The following is a 19,864-nucleotide window of genomic DNA, read 5'->3' as shown; positions in this document are numbered from 1 at the left end:
GGGGGCCGACCCTAGGCGGCGTCGGGGCGCAGTTGAGACCTCAGTATCCGGTATTCCAATAAGCCGGCCCGCATCTGTTCGTAGATCGCGGACCCGGGCAGGGCGAGGAAGTTCGCGACACGGGCATTTCCGTCGCCATAAACCTGAGCCCATGTATCACTCGCCTGATCGCGCGACGCCAGCACGTTACCGGTGATATCGCGGTCGTTTTCGGTGACGAAGCCCGATCGCTTCAAACGCATCCTCACCTGGTCCCAGTCCTCGGGGCTCAGAAAGTCGGTGTGTAAGAACCATCCCGAGGGTCGGCAAATCCTGCGAACTTCACTCAGGAACTTCGGCAAATTGCCGTAGGAATGTGAGGACTCGATGTTGACGATGGCATCGCACGACGCATCGGGAAGGGGAATATTCAATGCGTCGCCGACTCTGAAGTCGATCGGCCGCTTCACGTGAGTTTTGCTGCAGAAAGCGATGGCTTCCGAGGACATGTCAATGCCGATCACCTCGGCGCTGAACTTCTCCGCGACAAGCGCCGCGTTGCCGCCGCGACCACATCCTATTTCGACGACTGTGCGGCCGTTGAGGTCAACCGATCCGACGACTTCGAGCACCAGCCGGACCGAGTTGGCGTTGAAAGTTCCCGGTCGAATGGTGAACGCGGATTCGTCATTGGAACCTAGCGAGGCGTACCCATAGTTGAGGAAAAAAGATGAATCGGCGACCCCGGCGTCCTCTAGCCGGCGGCTGAGCAAATTATAAAAACTTTTCCAGCCAACGGCGGTCGTGGAAAGCAGGTCGTCAGCGAGGTGCTCCGACATCGCCACTGATGAATTATCCGTCGATTCAACCTGCGCCGAAGATTCGCTATGGCTGTCCATTTATGTCGCCCCAACCAGATCCGCTTTGACCCATGATCGGTCACATGGTGTCCATATTGTGAATATTTTGACTCGGAATACACGGTCCAGCGTGCCGCCCAAGCACGTTGGATGCTACACGACCACTCCGCGTCGGGTAGGGGGTCAACCTGCACGGGTTAGGCCTTATAAATTCATGTGGTCGAGACGTCTTCAATTCACCTCGACCGGGTCCTTCGGCTCATCGCGTCGCCTCAATACATTGCGCGGGCCGCGCGGCCGGGGCGATGCGCGCCATCGCGAAGATCGCCGCTTCGCCGTCTTCTCGCGTTCCGATGAGCCCCGAGGCCCACGACAGCGCGACCGCGACCGCCGGCGCTCCGGGCGTGGGTTCGCGCGGACGGGGCTGGGCACCGCGGGGCTCCGGAGACTCACGATTTGCCCGCGCCGCGACGCGCCGATTCCCCACTTGATGCATATGTGCCCGCAGGGCCGCGGTCGACGGTCCCAGGCGCCACGGCGGCCCGTCGGTCCGTGCGATGGTGCTTCCCTCCCAGTTGGCGTCGTCGCGTCCGAGAATTCAGGGCGCCACCGGGGAGGCGGATCGCCCAAGGATCGCCTCGTGCATCGCGGCCGGCCGCGGCGGAGCCAACCGGACCGGCACCGATTTGCAGACCACCGGTAGGGCAGACGGAGGGAAACCATACCAATAGTTCGCCTAGGCAACGTTCTGGATGCGGTGGTGTTGGTAGAGCCCCGCCGCCGCTAATTCTGCGAAGGCTTAGACAAGCTCTGTGGGGCTCCAGTATGGTTTAGAACTTGTTATACCCATGTCCAGTAGACGGTCTGGAGACGCGGTGAGCACTAATCCGTTCGACGACGACGACGGCAGTTTCTTCGTCTTGGTCAACGACGAGGAACAACACAGCCTGTGGCCGGCCTTCGCCGATGTTCCAGCCGGCTGGCAGGTGGTGTATGGCGAAGCCGACCGCGCAGCGTGCCTGGACTACATCGAACAGAACTGGACCGATATACGGCCAAAAACTCTGCGCGAAAGGTTAGCGGCGGGACAGGGGTTTGATAGGTAATCCGGATGGAACTTGATGACCGGGCTCTCCCCCTGACGCGGGGACAGCTGGACATTTGGCTCGCGCAGGAAACGGGTCACTCCGGTACGGAGTGGCAGCTTGGCGTTCTTGTGCGATTCGACGGCGCGGTAGACCGCGATTCGCTTCAGCGCGCGATCCGTCACGTGATGGGGGAGGCCGAACCGGCAAGGGCCGCCGTCTGCGAGGTCGATGGCCAGGTCTTCCAGAGGGCGGTCGATTACCCGCACTTCGAGATGGCCTTCCACGACCTGAGCGACACCCGCCATCCGGTACAGGAAGCCCGTCGCATGGCGCTATCCATCCAGCACACGCCAATGCCCTCGGACGGCCCGCTGTTCAATTTCACTTTGTTCCAGACCTGGTCCGATGAATTCTATTTGTTCGGGTGCTTTCATCACATAATCGTCGACGGCTCCGGAATTACATTAATCGCAAACCGGATTGCAACGGTCTACGCGGCGATTGTTTCGAATGCACCCATTCCGCCGGCCTTCTTCGGCTCGCTGCAGGACCTGGTTCGCTGCGAGGCAGAATACGAAGCGTCCACCGATTATGTGGACGATCAGGACTATTGGGCCAAGAATCTGCCACCCGAAAGCGGACCGCACAACGGGTTTCTCCCGGCCGTGGATGAGGACGATCCGTCCCAGCCTTCTGCGCCGGTTCGACTGGACGCTGCCGTGCTGCGCCGAGTTCAAGAATTGTCCGACTCGTGGAATATGCCTCGATCGTCGGTCATCACCGCCGCGTGTGCCCTGTTAGCGCGCGGGTGGTGCGCCGAGGGCTCGGAGGTGGTGCTCGACTTCCCGGTCAGCAGGCGCGTGCGGCCGGAGTCAAAGACGCTGCCGGGCATGCTTTCCGGGGTGGTGCCGCTCGTGTTGAGCGTCCCGCCGCAAGCCACGGTCGCCGATTTCTGCGCCTATGTCGACGCGCGAATACGGGAGGCGCTCGACCATCAGCGGTTCCCCGTGCACGCCCTGGAACGCAAGGCCGACCCGCGGGGCGCGGGCCAGCGAGCCGGCCGGGTGAGCGTGAACTTCATGCCGTCGAAGATGACGATGGACTTCGCCGGCGTCGCGGCGTCGGCGTCCTTCACCAATCCCGTTCAGGTGGGCGACTTCGCGTTGATCTTCTCCGGCGGCGGCGACCAGCTCTTTCTCAGCACCGCGGGCGCCGGGGGCCCGTTTGCGAAGCTCGAGGTCTCCGAATTGGCGAGGCGGTTGGGCCGGGCGCTGGCGGCGATGACCGCCGACCCGGGGCGGCGGCTCTCGTCGATGGATCTGCACGACGCCGCCGAGCTCGACGGGCTGGACGGGTGGGGTAACCGTGCGGTGTTGAGCCGGCCGGCACCGGCTTCGCAGTCGATTCCGGCGATGTTCGCCGCGCAGGCTGACCGCGCCCCGGAGTCGGTGGCGATCACGTTCGGGGAATCATCGTGGACCTACGGCGAGGTCGAACAAGCCGCTAACCGGTTGGCGCACCTGATGGCCGGCCACGGGGTCGGCCCGGGCCAGCGGGTGGCGCTGCTGATGCCGCGGTCGGCCGAGGCGATCGTGGCGATCCTGGCGGTGCTCAAAACCGGGGCCGCGTACGTGCCCATCGACCCCGCGGTGCCCGCGACCCGGATCGAGTTCATGCTCGACGACTCCGCGCCGATCGCGGCGATCACCACCACCGGCTTGGCCGATCGGTTGGGTGGCCGCGACCTGCTGATCATCGACGTCGCCGACCCTGAGGTCGGCCGCCAACCCAGTACGGCGCTGCCGGCGCCCGAGCCGGACAACATCGCCTACCTCATCTACACCTCGGGGACCACCGGCGTCCCCAAAGGGGTGGCCGTCACCCACCACAACGTGACCCGGTTGCTGGAGTCCCTGGACGTCGAGCTGTGGCCGGGGCAGGTGTGGTCGCAGTGGCATTCGTTGGCCTTCGACGTCTCGGTGTGCGAGATCTGGGGTGCGTTGGCATCCGGCGGCCGCCTCGTCGTGGTGCCCGAGTCGGTGGCCCGCTCGCCCGAGGATTTCCATGCGTTGTTGGTCAACGAACACGTCGAAGTCTTGAGCCAGACCCCGTCGGCGTTCTACGCGCTGCAAACCGCGGACGCGCTCTCACCCGAGCTGGGACGTCAACTCCAGCTTCAGGCGGTGATCTTCGCCGGTGAAGCACTGGAACCGCAGCGGTTGCGGACGTGGCTGGACAACCATCCGGAAACCCCCCGGCTGCTCAACTTGTATGGGACGACCGAAACGACGGTGCACGCCTCGTTTCGGGAGATCGTCGCCGATGATGTCGAGCGGTCCGCCAGCCCGATCGGGGTGCCGTTGGGCCAGTACGCGTTCTTCGTCCTCGATGCGTGGATGCAGGCCGTCCCGCCCGGGGTGGTGGGTGAGCTGTATGTGGCCGGCGGCGGCGCGGGGTGTGGGTACTGGCGGCGGCCGGGCCTGACGTCGACGCGGTTTGTCGCGTGCCCGTTCGGGGAGCCCGGGGCGCGCATGTATCGCACCGGGGACCTGGCGTGGTGGGGCGCCGACGGGCAGCTGCGGTACGTGGGGCGCGCCGATCAGCAGGTCAAGATCCGCGGCTTCCGCATCGAACTGGGTGAGGTCCAGGCGGCACTCGCGGAACTGGGCGGGGTCGAGCAGGCGGTGGTGATCGCGCGCGAGGACCGCCCCGGCGACAAGCGCCTGGTGGGATACGTGACGGGACCCGCCGAGCCGGCCTCGTTCGCAGCGTCGGCGCGCGTTGCGCTGGCCGAGCGGTTGCCGTCGTACATGGTGCCGGCCGCGGTGGTCGTGATCGACGCGGTGCCCCTGACGGTCAACGGCAAACTCGACAAGCGAGCCCTACCGGCGCCCGAGTACCAGGACGTCGATCGGTATCGGGCCCCGGGCAACGCGGTCGAGGAGATCCTGGCAGACATCTACGCGCAGGTGCTCGGGCTGGAGCGCGTCGGGGTGGACGAGTCGTTCTTCGAGCTCGGCGGGGACAGCATCCTGTCGATGCAGGTGGTGGCGCGCGCGCGGACCGCCGGGGTGGTGTGCCGGCCGCGAGACATTTTCGTCGAGCAAACCGTGGCCCAGCTGGCCCGCGTGGCCGAAGTGGCCACCGGCGACGCCGACGAGAGCGACGAGGGCATCGGCGCGGTGGTCGCGACACCGATCATGCGTTGGCTGCACGGTGTCGAGGGACCGGTCGATCAGTTCAACCAGGCGGTGTCGGTGCAGGCCCCGGCCGGGGTGACGGAGGCCGACGTGGTCGCGGTGTTGCAGGCGGTGCTGGATCGGCACGCCACGCTGCGGTTGCGGGTCGAGGACGACGGCGCCGGCGGCTGGTCGTTGACCGTGCCCGAGCCCGGCTCGGTGGATGCCCGCGCGTGCCTGCGCGCGGTGCCGGCGTTGTCCGACGAGGCGGTGATCGAGGCGCGGTCGCGGTTGGACCCGGCGGCCGGGTCGATGCTGAGCGCGCTGTGGGTGGCCGACGTCGGGCAGTTGGTGTTGATCGTTCACCACCTCGCCGTCGACGGGGTGTCGTGGCGCATTCTGCTCGAGGACCTCAACATCGCCTGGGCCCAGCATCGCGGTGGGCAGCAGTTGGTGTTGCCGGCGCCCGGGACCTCTTTCGCCCGTTGGGCGTCGCTGCTGGCCGAGCACGCGCACCGCCCGGAAGTCGTGGCGCAGGCCGACGCCTGGCGGCAGATCGCGTCCGCGCGCGCGGCGCTGCCGGCCGTGCGTCCGGACGTGGATACCTATCTGAGCGCGGGCAACCTGTCGGCGCAGCTGGATGCCGAGACCACCCGGGCGCTGCTGGATGAGGTGCCGGCCGCGTTTCATGCCGGGGTGCACGAGATCCTGTTGATCGGGTTCGCCTTGGCCGTCGCGGAATTCGCCGGCGCCGGCGCGCCGATCGTCATCGACGTGGAGGGGCACGGGCGCCAGGAGGAACTGGCCCCCCACGTCGACCTGTCCCGCACCGTCGGGTGGTTCACGACCAAATACCCGGTCTCGCTGGCGGTCGGAGGGCTGGACTGGGCGCGGGTGGTGGCCGGTGATGCGCGGCTGGGCGCGGTGGTCAAGGACGCCAAAGAGCAACTCCGCGCGCTGCCGGACGGCTTGACCTACGGCGCCTTGCGCTACCTGAACAGCGATGTCGAGCTGGCACCGGCCGACCCGCCGATCGGGTTCAACTATCTGGGCAGGCTCGGCGGGGCGGCCGAGGTGTCCGGTGACGTGTGGCGGCTCAGCCAGGACGGCTGGTCGGTCACCGACGTTGCCGCGGCCATCCCGATGCCGCTGATGCACACCGTGGAGCTCAACGCCAGCACGGTCGACGCCGACACCGGCCCGCAGCTGCACGCGCGCTGGACGTGGGCGCCCTCGGTCCTGGATCAGGCGCTGGTCGGCCGGCTGAACCGGTTGTGGTTCGACGCGCTGACCGGCATCTGCGCGCACGTGCGCGGCGGCGGGGGCGGGTTGACGCCGTCGGACATCGCTGCCGGTCTCAGCCAGCAACAAATCGACGACCTGCAGCGGCAATATGCGGATAGCTGACGTATTGCCACTGACCCCCTTGCAGCAGGGGCTGTGGTTCCATGCCATCACCGCCTCGGGCGGCGACGACGTCTATGCCGTGCAGCTGGAGATCGCGTTGAGCGGTCCGGTCGATCAGGACCGCCTGCGCGACGCGGTGCACGCGGTGGTGAGCCGCCATCCCAACCTGGCCGCCCGATTCTCCGACAAGTTCGACCAGCCGGTGCAGATCATCCCGGCCGACCCCGTGGTGCCGTGGCGCTACGTCGACCTTCGTCAGGCCGGCCCGGACCTCGACGAGCAGATCCGGCAGGTGTGCGCCGCCGAACGCGCCGCCGTCTGCGACCTCGCCAACCAGCCCGCCTTCCGCGCCGCGCTCATCGGCACCGCCGACGATCAGCACCGGTTGCTGCTCACCAATCACCACATCGTGCTGGATGGCTGGTCGCTGCCGATCCTGCTGGGGGAGATATTCGCCGGCTATCACGGGCGGTGGCTGCCCGCGGCGGCGAAGTACCGCAGCTTCGTGGCCTGGCTGACGAGCCGCGACGTTGATGCCGCGCGCGACGCCTGGCGTGAGGCGCTGGCCGGATTCGACACCCCCACGTTGCTGGCCCCGCCCGGCCGGCTGGGCCTGGGGCCGCGAGGCGTCGCATCGTTCCGGGTGCCCGAGCAGACGACGCGGGCGCTCGGCGAGCTTGCGCGCTCGCACCACACCACCGTCAGCACCGTGGTGCAGGCCGCCTGGGCGCGACTGCTGGTGGGGCTGACGGGCCGGCCCGACGTCGCCTTCGGCACGACGGTCTCGGGCAGGCCGCCCGAGCTGCCCGGCGCGGACTCGATGGTGGGCCTGTTCATCAACACGGTGCCGGTGCGGGCGAACATCGCGGCCACGACCACCACCGCCGACCTGCTCGACCAACTGCAGAACGCCTACAACCACACGCTGGACCACCAGCACCTGGCGCTCAGCGAGCTGCACCGCGTCACCGGCCTGGACCAGCTGTTCGACACCTTTTTCGTGTACGAGAACTACCCGCTCGACGCGGCCGCGCTGTCGGGCGGCCAAGGTGACCAAGGGTTGGCCATCACCGATTTCACCCACCGCGAGTACAACCACTACCCGCTCGCGGTCCAGGCCATGCCGGGCACGGAAATGGGTCTTCGCGTCGAGTTCGACACCGAGGTGTTCGACGCGGCCGACATCGACACGCTGATCGAGCGGTTCCAGCGGGTGCTGGCGGCGATGACCGCCGATCCGGGGCGGCGGCTGTCGTCGATGGATGTGCTCGACGCCGCCGAGCACGCCCTGCTCGAGAGGTGGGGCAACCGCACGGGGCTGGCCCAGCCGGTCGGTGTGCCGGTGTCCATTCCGGTGCTGTTCGGCGCCCAGGTGGCGCGCACGCCGGACGCGGTGGCGATCAGCGCCGGGGAGCGGTCGTGGACCTACCGCGAGGTCAAGCAGGCGGCCAACCGGTTGGCGCACCTGTTGACCGACCGGGGCGTGGGTCCGGGGCAGCGGGTGGCGCTGTTGTTGCCGCGGTCGGCCGACGCGGTCGTGGCGATGTTGGCGGTGCTGAAAACCGGGGCGGCGTACGTGCCGATCGATCCGACGGTGCCGGTGGCCCGGATGGGGTTCGTGCTCGACGATGCCGCGCCGATCGCGGTGGTCACCACCGCCGGCCTGGCGGATCGCCTGGACGGGCGCGACGTCGCAATCATCGATGTCCACGACCCCGCCATCGACCGCCAGCCCAGCACCGCGTTGCCGGCGCCGGCGCCCGACGACATCGCCTACCTCATCTACACGTCGGGGACCACCGGAACCCCCAAGGGCGTGGCGATCCCGCACCGCAACGTGACCCGGCTGCTGGAGACGCTGGACACCGATCTGGAGCTGGCGGGGCAGGTCTGGTCGCAGTGTCATTCGTTGGCCTTCGACTTTTCGGTGTGGGAGATCTGGGGCGCGCTGCTGTACGGCGGCCGGCTGGTGATCGTGCCCGATTCGGTGGTCCGTTCGCCGCAAGACCTGCACGCGTTGTTGGTGGCCGAACAGGTCACCGTGTTGAGCCAGACCCCGTCGGCGTTTTACGCGCTGCAGACCGCGGATGCGGCACAGCCCGAGCCGGAGCCCCGCCTGAAGCTCGAGGCCGTGGTGTTCGGCGGCGAGGCGCTGGAGCCGCAGCGGCTGCGGACCTGGCTGGACAACCATCCGGGTTTGCCGCGGCTGATCAATATGTATGGCATCACCGAGACGACGGTGCACGCGTCGTTCCGGGAGATCGTCGTCGGCGACGCCGACAGCGTCGCCAGCCCCATCGGCGTGCCGCTGGCCCATCTGGAGTTCTTCGTCCTCGACGGGTGGCTGCGGCCGGTCCCACCGGGTGTGGTGGGGGAGTTGTACGTGGCCGGCGCCGGAGTGGCGGACGGCTATGTGGGCCGGGCGGCGCTGAGTGCGACGCGGTTTGTGGCCTGCCCGTTCGTCGGCGCGGGGGCGTCCGGGCAACGGATGTACCGCACCGGGGACCTGGTGTGGTGGGGCGCGGACGGGCAGCTGCGGTACGTCGGACGCGCCGACAAGCAGGTCAAGATCCGCGGCTACCGCATCGAACTCGGCGAAATCCAGGCCGCACTCGCCGCGCTGGACGGCGTCAAGCAGGCGGCGGTGATCGCCCGAGAGGACCGCCCCGGGGACAAGCGCCTGGTCGGCTACGTCACCGGAGTCGCGGATCCGGCCTCCTTCGGAGCGTCGGCGCGCGCGGCGCTGGCCGACCGGCTCCCGGGCTACATGGTGCCGGCCGCGGTGGTGGCGATCGACGCGCTGCCGCTGACGGTCAACGGCAAACTCGACACCAGGGCCCTGCCGGCGCCCGAATACCAGGATGGCGACCACTACCGCGCCCCTACCAACGCGGTCGAGGAGTTGCTGGCCGGCATCTACGCGCAGGTGCTGGGTGTCCAGGCGCCGCGGCTGGTCGGGGTGGATGAGTCGTTCTTCGACCTCGGTGGGGATTCGCTGTCCGCCGTGCGGCTGATCGCCGCGGTCAACAGCGGCCTGGACGCCGGTCTGTCGGTGCGCACGTTGTTCGAGGCGCCCACGGTCGCCCAGTTGGCGACGCGCATCGGTGGGGATGAAGCTCGGCTGGAGCCGCTGGCGCCTTTCGCGGCCGCCCCGCGGCCCGAGGTGATTCCGCTGTCGTTCGCCCAGAGCCGGTTGTGGTTCATCGACCAGTTCCAGGGCCCCTCGACGATCTACAACATGGCGGTCGCCCTGCGGTTGCGCGGGCGGCTGGATGCGGACGCACTGGGCGCCGCGCTGGCCGACGTGGTGGCCCGGCAGGAGAGCCTGCGCACGCTGTTTGCCGCGCACGACGGCGTACCTTGCCAGCTGATCGTGCGTCCCGAGCGGGCCGACTTCGGCTGGTCCATCGTCGACGCGGCCGGCTGGTCGGAAGGCCGGCTGTACGAGGCGTTCGACACCGTGGCGCGTCACCAGTTCGATCTGGCGGCCGAGATCCCCATGCGCGCGAGGCTTTTCCGGGTCGCCGACGACGAACACGTGCTGGTGGCCGTGGTGCACCACATCGCCGCCGACGGCGCGTCGATCGCCCCGCTGGTGCGGGACCTCGGGGTGGCCTACGCCAACCGCAGCCTCGGGCGGGCCCCCGACTGGCCCGATCTGCCGGTGCAGTACGCCGACTACACGCTGTGGCAGCGGGCGCAGCTCGGGGATCTCAGCGACAGCGGCAGCCGCATCGCCGCGCAGCTGGCCTACTGGCAAGAGGCGCTCGCCGGAATGCCGGAGCACCTGCAGCTGCCCACCGATCGGCCCTACCCGCCGGTCGCGGACTACCGCGGCGCGAGCGTGTCGGTGGACTGGCCGGCCGAGCTGCAGGCGCAGGTCGCCCGGGTGGCCCGCGAACACAACGCCACCAGCTTCATGGTGATGCAGGCCGCCATGGCCGTGCTGCTGGCCAAACTCAGCGCGAGTTCCGATGTGTCCGTGGGATTTCCGATCGCCGGGCGCGGAGACCCCGCGCTGGACGAGCTGGTGGGCTTCTTCGTCAACACGCTGGTGTTGCGGGTCGATCTGGCCGGTGATCCCACCATCGCCGACCTGCTCGCCCAGGTGCGGGCGCGCAGCCTGGCCGCCTACGAGCACCAGGACGTGCCCTTCGAGGTACTGGTGGAAAGGCTCAACCCGACCCGAAGCCTGACCCATCACCCGCTGGTGCAGGTGATGCTGGCCTGGCAGAGCGGGCAGGGCCAGGGCACCACCGGCCCGGCGGCCGGGTTGGCCTTGGGTGGCTTGCAGGTCACGCCGTTGCCGCTCGACACCCGGACGGCCCGCACCGATCTGGCGTTCTCCCTGGGCGAGACGTGGACCGCCGCCGGCGAGCCCGCCGGCATCGCCGGAGGGGTGGAATTCCGGACCGACGTGTTCGACGCCGCCGGCATCGAAACGCTGATCGAGCGGCTCAAGCGGGTGCTGGTCGCCATGACGGCAGATCCGGGCCGGCGGCTGTCGTCGGTGGACCTGCTCGACGAGGCCGAGCACGCCCGCCTCGACGAGGCGGGCAACCGCGCGGTGCTGGCGGAGCCCGCACCCGTCGACCTGTCGATACCGGAGCTGTTCGCCACCCAGGTGGTCCGCGACCCCGAGGCGCCGGCGGTGACCTTCGAGGGCCGGTCGATGACCTACCGGGAACTCGATGAGGCCGCCAACCGGTTCGCGCACCTGCTGTCTGGCCATGGTGTCCGGCCCGGTGCGTGTGTGGCGTTGCTGTTGGAGCGGTCGGCTCAGGCCGTCGTCGCCATGCTGGCGGTGCTGAAGACCGGGGCGGCTTACCTGGCGATCGACCCGGCGCTGCCGGCGGCCCGGGTCGGGTTCATGCTGGACGATGCCGCACCGGTCGCCGCGGTCACCACCGCCGCATTGGCCGGCCGGCTGGACGCGCGGGACCTGACCGTCATCGACGTCGACGACCCCGCCGTCGACCACCAGCCCGCCACCGCGCCGCGGGCACCGGCGGCCGACGACATCGCGTACCTGATCTACACCTCGGGCACCACCGGAACGCCCAAGGGTGTGGCCATCGCGCACCGCAACCTGGCCCACTTGGCGCAGTCAACGCCCACCTCGCTGCCGGCGACACAGGTGTGGACGCAATGCCATTCGTACGCGTTCGATTTCTCGGTGTGGGAGATCTGGGCCGCGCTGCTCGGCGGTGGGCGGCTGGTGGTGGTGCCCGCGTCGGTCGTCGCCTCCCCGGACGATTTCCACGACCTGCTGGCCCGTGAACGGGTCAACGTCCTCACCCAAACCCCGTCGGCCGTGGCCGCGCTGTCCCCGCAACGGTTGGAGTCCGAGGCGTTGCTGCTCGGCGGCGAGGCGTGTACGGCCGAGGTGGTCGACGAGTTTGCGCCCGGGCGGGTGGTGATCAACGCCTACGGGCCCACCGAGGCCACGGTGTATGCGTCGATGAGCGCGCCGTTGCAGCCGGGGTCGGGGGCGGCCCCGATCGGTGCGCCCGTGTCGACGGCGGCGCTGTTCGTCCTGGACGAGTCGTTGCGGCGGGTGCCGGCCGGTGTGGTCGGAGAGTTATATGTGGCCGGCCGGGGGGTGGGCGTCGGGTACGTCGGCCGCACCGGGCTGACCGCCTCGCGCTTCGTGGCCTGCCCGTTCGCCGGCGCGGACGCGCCCGGAACCCGCATGTATCGCACCGGCGACTTGGTGCGCTGGCGCGCCGACGGGCAGCTGCAATACCTGGGCCGCGCCGACGAGCAGGTCAAGATCCGCGGCTATCGCATCGAACCCGGCGAGGTCCGGGCCGCGCTGGCCGCGGTCGACGGCGTGGAGCAGGCCGTGGTGGTCGCGCGCGAGGACCGTCCCGGCGACAAGCGTCTGGTGGGATACATCACCGGGACCGCCGATCCGGCAGCGGTGCGATCCGCGCTGGCCGAGCGGTTGCCGGCCTACCTGGTCCCCGCCGCGGTGGTGGGGCTGGCGGCGTTGCCGCTGACGGTCAACGGCAAGCTCGACGCCAGGGCGCTGCCGGCCCCGGGATACGAGGCCACCGACAGCTACCGCGCACCCACCAACCCGACCGAGGAGATCCTGGCCGGCATCTACGCCCAGGTGTTGGGCGTGGACCGGGTTGGGGTGGACGACTCGTTCTTCGACCTGGGCGGGGATTCGCTGTCGGCGATGCGTCTGGTCGCCGCGATCAACACCGGCCTGGGCGCCGGCGTCGCGGTGCGGGCCGTGTTCGAGGCGCCCACGGTGGCCCAATTGGCCACGCGCATCCACGGTGGTGAGGGCGGGCTGGAGCCGTTGGTGGCCGTCGAGCGGCCCGCGGTGATTCCTTTGTCGTTCGCGCAGAACCGGTTGTGGTTCATCGACCAATTGCAGGGCCCGTCCCCGGTCTACAACCTGGCGGTGGCGCTGCGGCTGCGCGGGCCGCTGGATGCCGACGCGTTCTGCGCGGCGCTGGCCGACGTGGTGCGCCGCCATGAAAGCCTGCGCACGCTGTTCGCCGCCCCCGACGGGATACCGCAACAGCTGGTGCTGGCCGCCGAGCGGGCCGACTTCGCCTGGGACGTCGTCGACGCGACCGCGTGGTCGCCGGGCCGGCTGCAGGAGGCCATCGAGGAGGCGGCGCGGCACAGCTTTGATCTGGCAGCCGAAATCCCCTTGCGCGCCAAGCTTTTCCGCGTCGCCGACGACGAACACGTGCTGGTGGCCGTGGTGCATCACATCGCCGCCGACGGCCTGTCGATCGACCCGCTGGTGCGCGATATGGCCGTGGCCTACGCGAGCCGAAGTGTGGGGCAGGCTCCCGGGTGGACGCCGTTGCCGGTGCAGTACGTCGATTACACGCTGTGGCAGCGCGCGCAGTTCGGCGACCTCGGCGACGCCGACAGCCCCATCGCCGCCCAGCTGGCGTACTGGCAGCAGGCCCTGGCGGGGATGCCCGAGCGGCTGGAGCTGCCCACCGACCGGCCCTACCCTCCGGTGGCCGATCAGCGGGGCGCCGCCGTGCTGGTGGGGTTGCCGGCCGAGCTGCACCGGCAGGTAGCCCGGGTGGCCCGCGAGCACAACGCGACCAGTTTCATGGTGATGCAGGCCGCCCTGACCGTGCTGCTGGGCAAGCTGAGCGCGAGTTCCGATGTGGCGGTCGGCTTCCCGATCGGGGGGCGCCGCGACCCGGCCCTCGACGAGTTGGTCGGCTTCTTCGTCAACACGTTGGTGTTGCGCGTCGACCTGACCGGCGATCCCAGCGTCGCCGACCTGCTGGCCCAGGTGCGGGCACGCAGCCTCGCCGCCTACGAGCACCAGGATGTGCCCTTCGAAGTGGTCGTCGAGCGGCTGAACCCCACGCGATCGCTGACCCACCACCCCCTGGTTCAGGTGATGTTGGCGTGGCGGACCCTGCACGCCATCGACGACGACGTCGAGCTGGCGTTGGGGGACCTCGAGCTCACCCAGCTGCCCGTGGACACCGGCACCGCCCGCATGGACCTGGCGCTTGCGTTGGAAGAGCACCTTGATGAGGACGGTGAGCCGGCCGGCATCGCGGGGTCGGTCGAATTTCGCACCGACGTGTTCGACGCGGCCAGCATCGAAACACTGATCGAGCGTTTGCGGCGCGTGCTGATCGCGATGACCACCGACCCGGCTCGGCGACTGTCGTCCATCGGCGTGCTCGACGAGGTCGAGCGGGCCCGGCTGGAGGACTGGGGTAACCGGGCGGTGTTGACGGCGCCGGATGGCCCGCCGGTGTCGATTCCGGCGGTGTTCGCCCAGCAAGTCGCGCGGGTGCCGGACGCCGCGGCGGTGACCTTCGACGGCTCGTCGATGACTTACCGGGAACTGGACGAGGCGGCCAACCGGTTGGCGCACCTCTTGGCCGATGCGGGCGTGGGCCCGGGACGGCGGGTGGCGCTGTTGTTGCCCCGGTCGGCCGAGGCCGTGGTGGCGATCCTGGCGGTGGTCAAGACGGGCGCGGCGTATGTGCCGATCGACCCGGCGGTTCCGGCGGCACGCATGCAGTTCGTGCTCGACGACGCCGCGCCGATCGCCGCGATCACCACCGCGGAATACCGCCCGCGGCTACAGGGGCGCGCGCTGCGCGTCATCGATATGCACGACGACGCCGGGCACGGCCGGCCCGGCACCGCGATGTCGGTGGCGTGCCCGGACGACGTCGCCTACCTCATCTACACCTCGGGCACGACCGGAACCCCCAAGGGCGTGGCGGTCCCGCATCGCAACGTGACGCGGCTGCTTGCGACGCTGGCCGGTGACATGGAGCTCGCCGGACGCGTGTGGACGCAGTGCCATTCGCTGGCCTTCGACTTCTCGGTGTGGGAGATCTGGGGCGCGCTGCTTTACGGCGGGCGCGTGGTGGTGGTGCCCGACGCGGTGGTGCGCTCGCCGGAAGACCTGCACGCGCTGCTGGTGGCCGAGCGGGTCAGCGTCTTGAGCCAGACCCCGTCGGCGTTTTACGCCTTGCAGGCCGCGGATGCGTTGCAGCCCGAGCTGGGATCGCAATTGGAGCTGGAGGCCGTGGTGTTCGGCGGCGAAGCGCTCGAACCGCAGCGCCTGCGCTCGTGGCTGGACAGTCACCCGGCCCGGCCCCGGTTGATCAACATGTACGGCATCACGGAGACCACCGTGCATGCCTCGTTCCGTGAGATCGTCGCCGCGGACGCCTGCACCGCCGTGAGCCCCATCGGGGTGCCGTTGGCCCACCTCGGTTTCTTCGTGCTCGATGGGTCGTTGCAGCCGGTGCCCCCTGGTGTGGTCGGCGAGTTGTACGTCGCCGGCGCCGGGTTGGCGCACGGGTACGTCGGCCGCGCGGGGCTGACGGGGACGCGGTTCGTCGCGTGTCCCTTCGGCGGGCCGGGAGCGCGCATGTATCGCACCGGCGACCGGATGTGCTGGGGCGCCGACGGGCAGTTGCGTTACATGGGGCGCGCCGACGAGCAGGTCAAGATCCGCGGCTATCGCATCGAGCTCGGTGAGATTCAGGCGACCCTGAACGGCCTCGACGGCGTGGAGCAGGCGGTGGTGATCGCCCGCGAGGACCGCCCCGGGGACAAGCGCCTGGTGGGCTACGTGACCGGCGCGGTGGACCCGGCCGACGTGCGCGCCGCGCTGGCCGAGCGGCTGCCGGCCTACATGGTGCCGGCCGCGGTGATGGCGTTGGACGCGTTGCCGCTGACGGTCAACGGCAAACTCGACACCCGCGCCCTGCCGGCGCCGGAGTATCAGGATGTCGATCACTACCGCGCCCCCGCCGACGCGGTGGAGGAGATCCTGGCCGGCATCTACGCGCAGGTGCTGGGGCTGGAACGGGTCGGCGTCGAGGAGTCGTTCTTCGAACTCGGCGGGGACAGCATCCTGTCGATGCAGGTGGTGGCGCGGGCGCGCGCCGCCGGCGTGGTGTGCCGGCCGCGCGACATCTTCGTCGAGCAGACCGTGGCCAAGCTCGCCCGGGTGGCCGGGGTGGTCGCCGACGACGCCGAGGTGATCGACGAGGGCGTCGGCGCGGTGGTGGCGACCCCGATCATGCGCTGGCTGCAGAGCGTCCAGGGCCCGGTGGCGGAGTTCAACCAGACGGTGCTGGTGCAGGCCCCGGTCGGGGTGACCTCGTCCGACGTGGTGGCGGTGCTGCAGGCCCTGCTCGATCGGCACGCCACGTTGCGGCTGCGCGTCTCAGACGACGGGGCCGACGGCGCCGCCGGGTGGTCGGTGACGGTGGCCGAACCCGGTTCGGTGGACGCGCGCGGGTGCCTGCAGACCGTGGACGTGCTGTCCGACGACGCGGTGGTGGCGGCGCGATCGCGGTTGAACCCGGCCGCCGGGGTGATGGTGAGCGCGCTGTGGGCGGCGCCCACCGGCCAGTTGCTGTTGATCGTTCACCATCTGGCGGTGGACGGGGTGTCCTGGCGGATCTTGCTCGAGGACCTCAACCTCGCGTGGGCGCAGCACCGCGGCGGGCAGCAGGTCGTGCTGCCGGCGCCGAGGACGTCGTTCGCCCGCTGGGCGGCGCTGCTGGCCGAGCACGCCCACCGGCCGGAGGTGGTCCAGCAGGCGCCCGCCTGGCGGCGCATCGCCGCGCTGCCCGCGGAGTTGCCGGCGGTGCAGCCGGCCGTCGACACCTATGCGACCGCCGGCAACCTGGCGGTGGAGCTGGACGCCGAGACCACCCGGATGCTGCTCGGTGAGGTGCCGGCGGCGTTCCACGCCGGGATACACGAGATCCTCTTGATCGCGTTCGCGTTGGCGTGCGCCGAGTTCTTGGGGAGCGGCGCCGCGCCGATCGTGATCGATGCGGAGGGTCACGGCCGCCAAGAGGAGCTGGACTCGAGCGTCGATCTGTCGCGCACGGTGGGGTGGTTCACCACCAAGTATCCGGTGGCGCTCGCGGTCGGCGGGCTGGACTGGGCGCAGGTACTGGCCGGCGACGTGGGGCTCGGGGCGGTGATCAAAGACGCCAAGGAGCAGCTTCGGGCCCTCCCGGACGGCTTGACCTACGGGCTGCTGCGCTACTTGAACGATGACGTCGACCTGGCGGGGGCCGACCCCACGATCGGGTTCAACTACCTGGGGCGGCTGGGCGCCGCGTCGACCCAGGTGTCCGGCGACATCTGGGAGATCCGCCAGGACGGCTGGGCAGTGACCGGCGTCGCCGCGGCGACGCCCATGCCGCTGATGCACACCGTGGAGCTCAACGCGGGCACCCTGGACGCCGACACCGGTCCGCGGCTGCGCGCGGGCTGGACGTGGGCGCCGTCGGCCCTCGATCAGGCGCAGGTCAGCCGGCTGAGCCGGTTGTGGTTCGACGCGCTGGCCGGCATCTGCGCGCATGTGCGCGGCGGCGGCGGCGGGTTGACGCCGTCGGACATCGCGCCGGCCCGGCTTAGCCAGCTGCAGATCGACGAGCTCTCGCGGCAATACCGCATCGCCGACGTGCTGCCGCTGACCCCGCTGCAGCAGGGGTTGCTGTTTCACGCCAGCACCGCCCAAGGCGGCGACGACGTGTACGCGGTGCAGCTCGACGTCACGCTCAGCGGCCGGCTCGACCAGCACCGCCTGCGGGACGCCGTGCACACGGTGGTCGCCCGCCACCCCAACCTGGCGGCCCGCTTCAGCGCTCGGTTCGACCAGCCGGTGCAGATCATCCCCGCCGACCCCGTGGTGCCCTGGCGGTATCTCGACCTCAGCGAGGGGGAGGGTGACCTCCACGAGCAGATCCAGCAGGTCTGCGCCGCCGAACGCGCCGCGGTCTACGACTTGGCCGACCATCCCGCCTTGCGGGTCGCTCTGATCCGCACCGCGGAAGACCGGCACCGCTTCGTGCTGACGAATCACCACATCGTGCTCGACGGGTGGTCGCTGCCGATCCTGCTGGGCGAATTGTTCGCCAGTTATTACGGCCAGCGGCTGCCCGCGGCGGGTTCGTATCGCAGGTTTGTGTCCTGGCTGGCCGGTCGCGACCTGGAGGGCGCCCGCGCGGTGTGGCGGGACATATTCGCCGGCTTCGCCGCGCCCACACTGGTCGGGCCGCCGGATTGGTTCGGGGTGGGCCGGCGCGGCGTCGCGTCGTTCCGGGTGCCCGAACAGACCACGCGGGCGATCAACGAGTTGGCGCGCTCGCGTCACACCACCGTGAGCACCGTGCTGCAGGGCGCCTGGGCGCAGCTGCTGATGTGGCTGACCGGCCAGCGCGATGTCGCCTTCGGCGCCGTGGTCTCGGGGCGGCCGGCCGAGGTGCCGGGCGCGGACTCGATGGTGGGCCTGTTCATCAACACGGTCCCGGTGCGGGCGAGCCTCAACGGCGGGACCACAACCACCGACCTGCTCGATCAACTGCAGGGCGACCACAACCGCACGCTGGACCACCAGCACCTGGCGCTGAGCGAGATTCACCGTGCCACCGGCCACGCAAGGCTCTTCGACACCGTTTTCGTGTACGAGAATTATCCGGCGGATGCCGCCGCGTTGTCGGGGGGCGACGGGTTGGCTATCACCGAGATCACCAACCGCGACTACTACCACTACCCGCTGACCGTCCAGGCGCTGCCGGGCCGCGAATTGGAGCTGCACGTCCAATTCCGCGCGGACGTCTTCGACCAGGCCGACATCGAGGCACTGATCGAGCGGTTCCAGGACACGCTGGTGGCCATGACCACCGACCCGGCCCGACCGCTGGCGTCGCTCGACGGACCCGACGAGGGGAGGCACGCGCGCGCCGACAGGTCCGGCAACCACGCGCCGGTGGCGCAGCCGGCGCCCCCGGCGGTGTCCGTACCCGAACACCATCACAACGGTGCCGGCAACCACGCCCCGACCAGCCTGATCGAGCAGATCTTGACCGGGATCTACACGCAGGTGCTCGGCGTGGACCGGGTCGGAGTCGACGAATCGTTCTTCGACCTCGGCGGCGACTCGCTGGGCGCGATGCGGGCCACCGCCACGATCAACACCGCGCTCGATGCCAACCTCGAGGTCACCGCTCTGTTCGAGGCCCCGTCGGTCCGACGCTTGAGCCAGCGGCTGGGCGGGCACGCCTGCTCGATCGAAGAGGTTCCCGTCATCCCCGACCTCTAGAGCGTGCCGTTGCTACCACATCGTCGGCACGAGGCGATAACGCACTTTCTGCGTGTACTCGAGGTATCCGTCCAACTCTCTTTGGAGCAGCTTCTCCTCGTCGCGGATGCGTGAGGCGAGCACGAGGAGGCCGGGAACGACGAAAACCAGTCCCCAGTAGGAACCGAGCGCGAGGGGGATGCCGACCATCATGATCACGTTGCCGGTATACATCGGATGCCGCACCAGCCCATACAGCCCGCTGGAGACGACCTTCTGGCCCGCCTGCACCTGGACGGTCGCGGCGGCGTAGCTGTTCTGAATGATCACCAGCGCCACCACACCCAGCCCGATGGCGACCAGCACGTCGCCGACCACGCAGATCGCCGTCGGCACCGGCGACCAGCCGAAGCGATGGTCGAGGACGCTCACCACAACCATCGCCGCCAGCGACAGATACAAGCCGGCGATGATGACCCGCTGCGCGATCCGCGCCTCGGCCGCGGGTCCCCCGCGCATCCGGGCCTGTAGCGCGGCCGGGTTCATCCGTAGCAGGTACACCGCGGGGATCCAGGCCGTCACGCCGACCACCACGAGAAACACCCACGCCTGCCAGTAATTGAACGTGCCCGCCGGGATAAACAGCATCGAGCCGAACACGAGGAGTTCGACTAGCCCAAAAACCAACATCTTGGGAATGGTTTTCACCGACGCTCCTTCGTCCGTCCGGCCGCCCCAACACGGGCGCAGGACTGAAACTACCGTCGGTCACCG

5 protein-coding genes are annotated in these 19,864 nt (G+C 69.5%); 3 read left to right on the top strand and 2 right to left on the bottom strand.

Translation table 11 applies throughout. The features are described 5' to 3' along the window. Positions 1 to 11: 11 nt before the first annotated feature. Entirely contained in the window at positions 12 to 878 is an 867-nt protein-coding gene (locus tag A5673_RS18050; RefSeq protein WP_082958817.1) for a class I SAM-dependent methyltransferase, read from the bottom strand. Positions 879 to 1,714: 836 nt separating this feature from the next. Here A5673_RS18050 and A5673_RS18045 point away from each other — a divergent pair. Genes A5673_RS18045 through A5673_RS29205 form a run of 3 tightly spaced genes read left to right on the top strand, consistent with a single transcriptional unit; the run spans position 1,715 to position 19,111 of the window. Further along, a complete protein-coding gene (locus tag A5673_RS18045; protein WP_066960386.1) occupies positions 1,715 to 1,945 on the top strand; it encodes an MbtH family protein in 231 nt (76 codons plus the stop codon). Positions 1,946 to 1,950: 5 nt separating this feature from the next. Then, positions 1,951 to 6,513, top strand: coding sequence for a non-ribosomal peptide synthetase (locus tag A5673_RS18040; protein WP_156748344.1), 4,563 nt, complete (start codon positions 1,951 to 1,953; stop codon positions 6,511 to 6,513). A 4-nt stretch (positions 6,514 to 6,517) separates the two neighbouring features. Then, entirely contained in the window at positions 6,518 to 19,111 is a 12,594-nt protein-coding gene (locus A5673_RS29205; RefSeq protein ID WP_304442576.1) for a non-ribosomal peptide synthetase, read from the top strand. A 12-nt stretch (positions 19,112 to 19,123) separates the two neighbouring features. Here the strand turns inward: A5673_RS29205 and A5673_RS18030 are convergent, their stop codons facing one another. Beyond that, positions 19,124 to 19,798 (bottom strand): isoprenylcysteine carboxylmethyltransferase family protein, encoded by a 675-nt coding sequence (locus tag A5673_RS18030; RefSeq protein WP_068235217.1) that lies wholly within the window; start codon positions 19,796 to 19,798, stop codon positions 19,124 to 19,126. Positions 19,799 to 19,864 lie beyond the last annotated feature (66 nt).

Origin of the sequence: Mycobacterium sp. E3198, assembly GCF_001667015.1 — a bacterium.
Classification (GTDB): domain Bacteria; phylum Actinomycetota; class Actinomycetes; order Mycobacteriales; family Mycobacteriaceae; genus Mycobacterium.
This window is presented reverse-complemented; position numbering and strand designations above follow the sequence as displayed.